The organism is Desulfonatronospira sp. (assembly GCA_003563255.1).
In the GTDB taxonomy this organism is placed as follows: domain Bacteria; phylum Desulfobacterota; class Desulfovibrionia; order Desulfovibrionales; family Desulfonatronovibrionaceae; genus Desulfonatronospira.
The window spans coordinates 1-6,853 of record PWSL01000180.1; the positions used below are offsets into that span (position 1 = coordinate 1).

4 protein-coding genes are annotated in these 6,853 nt (G+C 52.9%); 2 read left to right on the forward strand and 2 right to left on the reverse strand.

Translation table 11 applies throughout. From position 1 onward, the window contains the following. Window positions 1–569: 569 nt before the first annotated feature. Window positions 570–2,228 carry a ribonuclease J gene (locus QZP87_RS05165; RefSeq protein WP_291321854.1) on the forward strand — a complete coding sequence of 553 codons (1,659 nt, stop codon included), beginning with the start codon at window positions 570–572 and terminating at the stop codon, window positions 2,226–2,228. A gap of 107 nt (window positions 2,229–2,335) precedes the next feature. Here the strand turns inward: QZP87_RS05165 and QZP87_RS05170 are convergent, their stop codons facing one another. Both QZP87_RS05170 and QZP87_RS05175 read right to left on the reverse strand, forming a co-directional pair. After that, window positions 2,336–3,169 (reverse strand): alpha/beta hydrolase, encoded by an 834-nt coding sequence (locus QZP87_RS05170; protein ID WP_291321855.1) that lies wholly within the window; start codon window positions 3,167–3,169, stop codon window positions 2,336–2,338. A 177-nt stretch (window positions 3,170–3,346) separates the two neighbouring features. Then, window positions 3,347–4,303 carry a zinc metalloprotease HtpX gene (locus tag QZP87_RS05175; protein ID WP_291321856.1) on the reverse strand — a complete coding sequence of 319 codons (957 nt, stop codon included), beginning with the start codon at window positions 4,301–4,303 and terminating at the stop codon, window positions 3,347–3,349. A 50-nt stretch (window positions 4,304–4,353) separates the two neighbouring features. Here QZP87_RS05175 and QZP87_RS05180 point away from each other — a divergent pair, with 50 nt between their 5' ends. Beyond that, the gene (locus QZP87_RS05180) at window positions 4,354–6,591 is read left to right on the forward strand and encodes a vitamin B12-dependent ribonucleotide reductase (protein WP_291321857.1); all 2,238 of its coding nucleotides are present in this window, start codon (window positions 4,354–4,356) and stop codon (window positions 6,589–6,591) included. Window positions 6,592–6,853: the final 262 nt, after the last annotated feature.

A 6,853-nucleotide genomic window follows, 5' to 3' on the forward strand; every position in this document is an offset into this window, starting at 1 on the left:
ATTTGAAAAATAAGTGCCGGGAGACCCAGTCCCCGTGCTCAACGCGTCCTGCAAGGGTTAACCGGATGCTGCCCCGAAGGGGCATCTTTTTCCGCGCAGGGTCGCGGAAAAAGCCTGGTGACTTACTCCTGAGACCCTGTCATAAAAAACAAGAAAAATTTTAGCCATGGCGGAGGTTCAGTGCTTGGCAGTGGGACTGTCCCGCACTTATTTTTGAAAATCTCATGGCTGTAACTTATTCATCAGAAAAATAAGTGCGGGACTGTCCCAATTGGGATAAGAGCACTTCTTTTTCTTGGGTTGCGGGCATAGCCTGCTTTAGAAAAATAAGTGCGGGAAGCCAGCCTGCGGAGTTCAACAAACATGTTTCACTGTAGTGCTGGATTTTGCTGGAGAACTTTTGACTGTCAAAAACTTGTGTTTTGTGTGAAAATGAGATACACTATTAAGTTAATTCCTGAATCCGTGAAGTTTACGCATTTTGACTTATGTCCTTCCAGGTTAATTTTCTATTGATTTTATCACCTGCCTGATTCGTGTCGTGGACTGGGCCTTTTGCTGGAGTATAAATGACTGCTAAGGATAATTATGTCACCCTGATCCCTCTGGGCGGCCTGGGTGAAATTGGCCAGAACTGTATGGTGCTGGAGACTTCCAGAACCATGGTTATTATAGATTGCGGACTCATGTTCCCGGACGATTTTCTGCTGGGTGTGGATGTAGTCATTCCCCGCTTCGATTACGTTCTGAAGAACAGACAGAAGCTTGGAGCCGTCATCCTGACCCATGGACATGAGGATCATATAGGGGCTTTGCCCTGGCTTTTGCCCTATGTGGATGTCCCGGTATACGGTTCGCGCTTCACCCTGAAACTGGTGGAGAACAAGCTTCAGGAATTCAACCTGCTTGAGTACACCCGCCTGAAAGTTGTGAACCAACAGACACCACTGACTGTAGGGGACCTGACCTTCAATTTTTTTCCGGTTTGTCATTCCATCATAGAAGGCTTCGGAATGGGCATAGAGACTCCTGTGGGCAGGATGGTGCACACAGGAGATTTCAAGCTGGATCCTGAGCCGCTGGACGGACATTTTACCGATCTGGAAGCCTTTGCCGATTTTTCCCGCCAGGGAGTTCGTCTTATGCTTTCCGACTCTACAAACGTTGAGCGTGAAGGCTATGCCCTGACCGAAAGGGAGATCAAGGAGTCCCTGGGTACAGTGTTTTCCGAGGCCCAGGGCAGGATACTGGTTACCCTGTTTTCCAGCCACATTCAAAGGATGCAGGAGATATTCGACCTGGCCCGGGAGTATGGACGCAGGGTGGCCGTCAGCGGCAAAAGCCTGGCTTCCAATATAGAAATGGCCATGCAGGAGGGCTTCATGCGGGTGGGTTCCGAGACCTACTGCAGCCTGGATGAAATTCGTGATGTTGAGGACTCACGCACGGTACTGCTGCTGACCGGTTCCCAGGGAGAGCCTTTGTCGGCTCTTACCCGTCTGGCCCTGGGAGAGCACCGCCAGCTCAAGGTCAAGCCCGGGGATACGGTGCTCATGTCTTCCAGGATAATCCCGGGCAACACCAAGGCCATCACCAGGGTCATAAACAATCTCTACCGTCTGGGTGCGGAAGTGTACTACGAAAAGGTCCGGGCTATTCATGCCTCGGGGCACGCTCACAAGGAAGAGCTTAAGGCCATGCTCAAAACCGTGAACCCCAAGTTTTTTATCCCGGTGCACGGCGAATACCGGCACCTTATCAAGCATGCCGCTCTGGCCCGGGAGTGCGGGGTAGCCCCGGAAAGAAGCCTCATCATTGAAAACGGCCAGCCCGTAACCTTTCTGGAAGACGTTATCCGTCTGGAGGAGAAGATTCAGTCTGATTCCATACTGGTGGATGGCAAAGGGGTGGGGGACGTAGGCCATACTGTCCTCAAGGAAAGGCATATCCTGGGCGGTGAGGGACTGGTGATTGTGGTTATGGTTATCAGTGAAAGCACCGGAGAGCTGGTCATGGGGCCCAGAATCATGTCCAGGGGTTTTATTTTTGAGCAGCAATACGACCATATCCTGGAAGACGCCAAATGCCTGCTTCTGGACGTTTTTGAAAATGTTCCACCCGGGGAAATCAAAAAACTGGAAGAAAAAATCCGCTCCACCCTGCGCAAGTTCTTCCGCAAGATTCTGGGGCGGGATCCCATAGTGGTACCCTTGGCCATCAAGGTCTAAGTCGGGCACAGTCCGCGCTGGATTTACAAAAACCAGTGCGTGACCGTCCCATTGCCAGATGCTGCAGCCCTGTCTCTGCTCTAGAGTTTCCTGAGCTTCCGGACGGACTATTGTCCTTCCCGGTGCCGCGAATATTTTTTGAAAAAAACCTCCAGACCGTTTAGATATGTCTCCCGGCTCTCCATGTATCCGGAGTTGTGGTCTCCCTGGATTTCCAGAAAGTATTTAGGTTCCCCGGCCTCGGCGTAAAGGGTGCGGCCGTGCCTGTAGGGCACGATCTCGTCCTGGGGGCTGTGGATGATCAGTACCGGGGAGGGAAATTTTTGCAGCCTGGACAGGGTGTCATAGCTGTACCTGGACAGAAGTTTGACCGGAAGAAAAGGCATCAGATCCCTGCCCATATCCGGGATGCTCGTGAATGTGGATTCCAGAATGATGCCTGCGGGCCTTTCCTTTTCGCCCAGGTATGCAGCAATGGCTCCCCCCAGGGAACGGCCCATGACGAAGATATCGTCCGGGTCGAAGCCCTTCTCCTGGACAAGGTATTCCCAGGCGGCCCGGGCGTCTATATAGGTGCCCGGCTCGTCTGGAGAACCCTGACTTTTCCCGTAGCCCCGGTAATCGTAAATAAAGGTAGACATGTCCAGGCTGTGCAGAAAGTCCAGGGTGGTCAGTCTATGGGAGATGTTGCCGGCGTTGCCGTGACTGAACAGCACGACTTCCCTGGAATCCTTTGCAGGCACAAACCAGCCATGGATGCGGATCTCATCAGAGGTGTTCAGGTAAACCTCATGGTAATCCAGGCCGACGTCGCCGGGAAAGGCCACCAGTTCCCCGTGTGGGACATAAACCAGCCGGGACTGGAAAATATAAGCATAACCCAGAAAGATCAGATAAATGACTGCTGCCACCCCGAGGACTGTAACTAAAAATTTGAACATAACTCCCCCATTATTGCTACAGGGACACTTTATTTTAGCTGGAAGGGGACTGGCTCACCGCACTTATTTTGCTTACAGAAGACTGACGGATTTTAAAAACAAGTGCGGGGTGCCTGTCCCCGGTGGCCGAGGCGATAATTTACACAAAGTGTCGCTGTAGTGTTATTGAACTGCTATTTAAAACCACCTTCCCAGGAGGCGTCTGAGAGATGAGGGGCCTGCCGGGGTCAGATTGGTGGCAAGCTTTACGCATGAATGGTGCATATCACAGGGCTTTTCATTAATATCCCCGGCCAGGGATATCAAGCGCTGGATGCGGTCTTCGGTCCTGGGGTGGGTCAATAGAAAGGACGGCAGGCTGGATTTTTTGCCGGGCCAGACAAGCCTGTCCAGCCAGGAGCGCGTGACATACTCCAGCTTGGCCAGAGCCCGGGCCAGTCCCATGGGATCGTTGGTGAGCATGGCCGCGTCCATGTCAGCATCAAACTCTCGGGTTCTGGAAAGGGACAGCTGCATAATGGTGCTCAGAGTTGGGGCGGATATGAGCAGGATTATTATCCACCAGGATATGTGGTAGTCCTCCATGAGGATCAGGGGCAGGTTTAAAAGAAGCAGCAGCTGACCGGTCAGGGACAGCAGGCTGGTGACCTTGTTGGCTGCCTCCGCCAGGTTCATGATCCAGATGTCGTTGTTCCGGATATGGCTTATCTCGTGGGCCATAACCCCCAGGATTTCCCTGTAGCTCAAGCTTCGAAGCATGCCGTCGGTCAGGGCGATGGCTGCATTTTGTTTCCTGCCCACGGAAAAGGCGTTTATTGCGGGGCTGGGGATATAAAAAAGAGCCGGCTGTAACGAGAGCCCGGCTCTGGCTGACAGTTCCTTTACCATGGTGTGCAGTTCAGGGGCATGGCTGTAGTGAAGCAGTCGTGCATTGTGCATTCTTAAAACGGCTTTCGGGGAGATACGGGAAGTGATTGTTACTACTGCGGTTCCAATGATTAAAGTCCAGACAATCCCTGGTCTGCCGGCTATAAGCCAGCCCAGCAGGCAAAGGATGACAGCCATGCCGGACAGAATAAGCACGGAATGCAGCAGGTTTATCCACTTGTGGCTTGTGTAAGTTTTTATATTCACGTGCTGTGCCTCAATATTAACCTTAAATCCCAAAGCCCGAGAGTCGAGCCATGCAAATAATGCCCATACCCCAGGATTTGCCCGAGCCGGTTTTGAGTCCCAATGCCAAAACCGTCCTGTCCAAGAGATACCTGCGCAAGGGAGAGGATGGACAGCCTCTGGAAGATTTCAGGACCATGTTCTGGCGGGTGGCTGCAAGTGTTGCCCAAGAAGAAGAAAAATACCAGGATTCTTCCTGCAGCAGCCAATACCTTGCCCGCAGTTTCTACCAAATTCTTGTGGAAGGCAAGTTTCTTCCCAACTCCCCCACACTCATGAATGCCGGAACAGAACTGGGGCAGCTGGCGGCCTGCTTTGTCCTGCCGGTGGGCGATTCCATGGACGAGATCTTTGACAGCATCAAGCACGCTGCCCTGATTCACAAGTCCGGAGGTGGAACCGGTTTTTCCTTTTCGCGTCTGCGGCCCAAGGACAGCCGGGTGGGTTCCACCGGGGGGATCGCCTCGGGTCCTTTATCCTTTTTAAAGATTTTTAATACAGCCACGGAACAGGTCAAGCAGGGTGGTACCAGGCGCGGGGCCAATATGGGTATTCTGCGGGTGGATCACCCGGATATAATGGATTTTATCCGGGCCAAGGAGCGAGACGGAGAACTGAACAATTTCAACCTCTCAGTGGCCCTGACCGAAAAATTCATGCAGTCCGTGGATGAAGCCGGCGATTATCCCCTGATAGCGCCGCAAAACAGTCAGGAAAAAGGGCGTCTGAATGCCAGGGAAGTCTTTTCCCTGCTGGTGCATAAGGCCTGGGAGTCAGGCGAGCCTGGAATAATTTTCCTGGACCGCATTAATAAAGACAACCCTACTCCCAACCTGGGAGAGATTGAAAGCACCAACCCCTGCGGGGAACAGCCTTTGCTGCCTTATGAAGCCTGTAACCTGGGATCCATCAACCTGGACCGTTTCTACTCCCCCACTGCCCCGGACGGAATCGACTGGGAGGCGCTCAGGGAAACAATACACCTGAGCGTGCGCTTTCTGGACAATGTCATAGATCATTCCAGGTATCCCCTGGAGCGTATAACAGAAATGGTGTACAAAACCAGGAAGATCGGCCTGGGAGTAATGGGTTTTGCAGACCTTCTGTTTCAGTTGCGGGTGGCTTACGACAGTCACCGGGGCCTGCAGCTGGGAGAGAAAATCATGGAATTCGTACAGCGGGAAGCCAGGTCCGCGTCCAGGGTACTGGCACAGGAAAGGGGTCCTTTTCCGGAATATGAAAATTCCATCTACGCCATACAGAATCTGGGTCCTTACCGCAATGCCACCACCACCACCATTGCTCCCACAGGCACTCTGTCCATCATTGCCGGGTGTTCATCAGGTATCGAGCCGATTTTTGCCCTCAGCTTCACCCGTCAGGTGCTGGACGGGGAAAGACTTCTGGAAGTAAATCCACACCTGGAAAGAGCCCTGCAAAATTCCAGGAGCTACAGCGAAAAGTTGATGCAGGATGTGGCCCAGAAAGGCAGCATCAAACAGATGGAGCACCTGGACCATGAACTCAGAGAGGTCTTTGTGACCTCCATGGATGTTGCCCCGGAATATCACCTGAAGATGCAGGCGTCTTTTCAGAAATACACGGATAACGCAGTTTCCAAGACAGTCAATCTGCCCTTTGATGCCACCCAGGAGGATGTGTGGCAGATTTACTGGATGGCGTACGAAATGGGCTGCAAGGGTGTGACGGTCTACCGGGACGGATGCCGGGCAGCCCAGGTTCTCAGCACCCAGGATGGAGAAAAGGCCAGACAGGACCGGGTCTCAGGCAGAAAAAGCATAAGGGAGAGGCCTGAGGTGGTGTACGGTTTTACCCAGAAGGTCAAGACCGGGCTGGGGGAGCTCTATCTTACTGTAAACGAGGTTGACGGCAAGCCTTTCGAGGTTTTCGCCACCATAGGACGCTCGGGACGCTCGATCACGGCCAAGGCCGAGGCCATTGGCCGTCTGGTTTCTCTGGCCCTGCGTTCAGGCATAGATGTCAGGGACATAGTGAAGCAGATCAAGGGAATCGGGGGGGAACACCCGGTATTTCAGAAAAAAGGGCTTTTGCTGTCCATTCCGGACGCGGTGGGCTGGGTCCTGGAAAACAGGTACCTGCAGGGCCAAAGCTTCAAACCCGACATCAACGGCTTCAACAAACTCAGGTGCCCGGAATGCCAGGCCGAACTCCTGTTCCAGGAAGGCTGCTTTGTATGCCAGGTCTGCGCGTATACTAAGTGCGGATGATTTCAGTGTCAGTTTTCTTGATGGTATCTGTTCAGCGCTTATTTTGGAAAGCAGGGGACAGGCACCCCGCACTTATTTTTAAAATCCGTCAGTCTTCTGTAACTTGAGAGTTCAAAGTTCCTGGTTCTTCGTTCCTGGTTGTAAGCGCTTCACCCGGGGGGCCGGGACCGAACCGATAAGTAACTGACACCCCTCGTTCCCAGGCTCCAGCCTGGAAACGTTTAGTTCTTGCGGCTCCAGCCGCTTCTTCAAAATGTGGCTG

What these genes read in the sequence shown, in the direction of transcription:
- QZP87_RS05165 (WP_291321854.1), top strand. Translation starts at nt 570, where the DNA reads ATGACTGCTAAGGATAATTATGTCACCCTGATCCCTCTGGGCGGCCTG.
- QZP87_RS05170 (WP_291321855.1), bottom strand. Translation starts at nt 3,169, where the DNA reads ATGTTCAAATTTTTAGTTACAGTCCTCGGGGTGGCAGCAGTCATTTAT.
- QZP87_RS05180 (WP_291321857.1), top strand. Translation starts at nt 4,354, where the DNA reads ATGCAAATAATGCCCATACCCCAGGATTTGCCCGAGCCGGTTTTGAGT.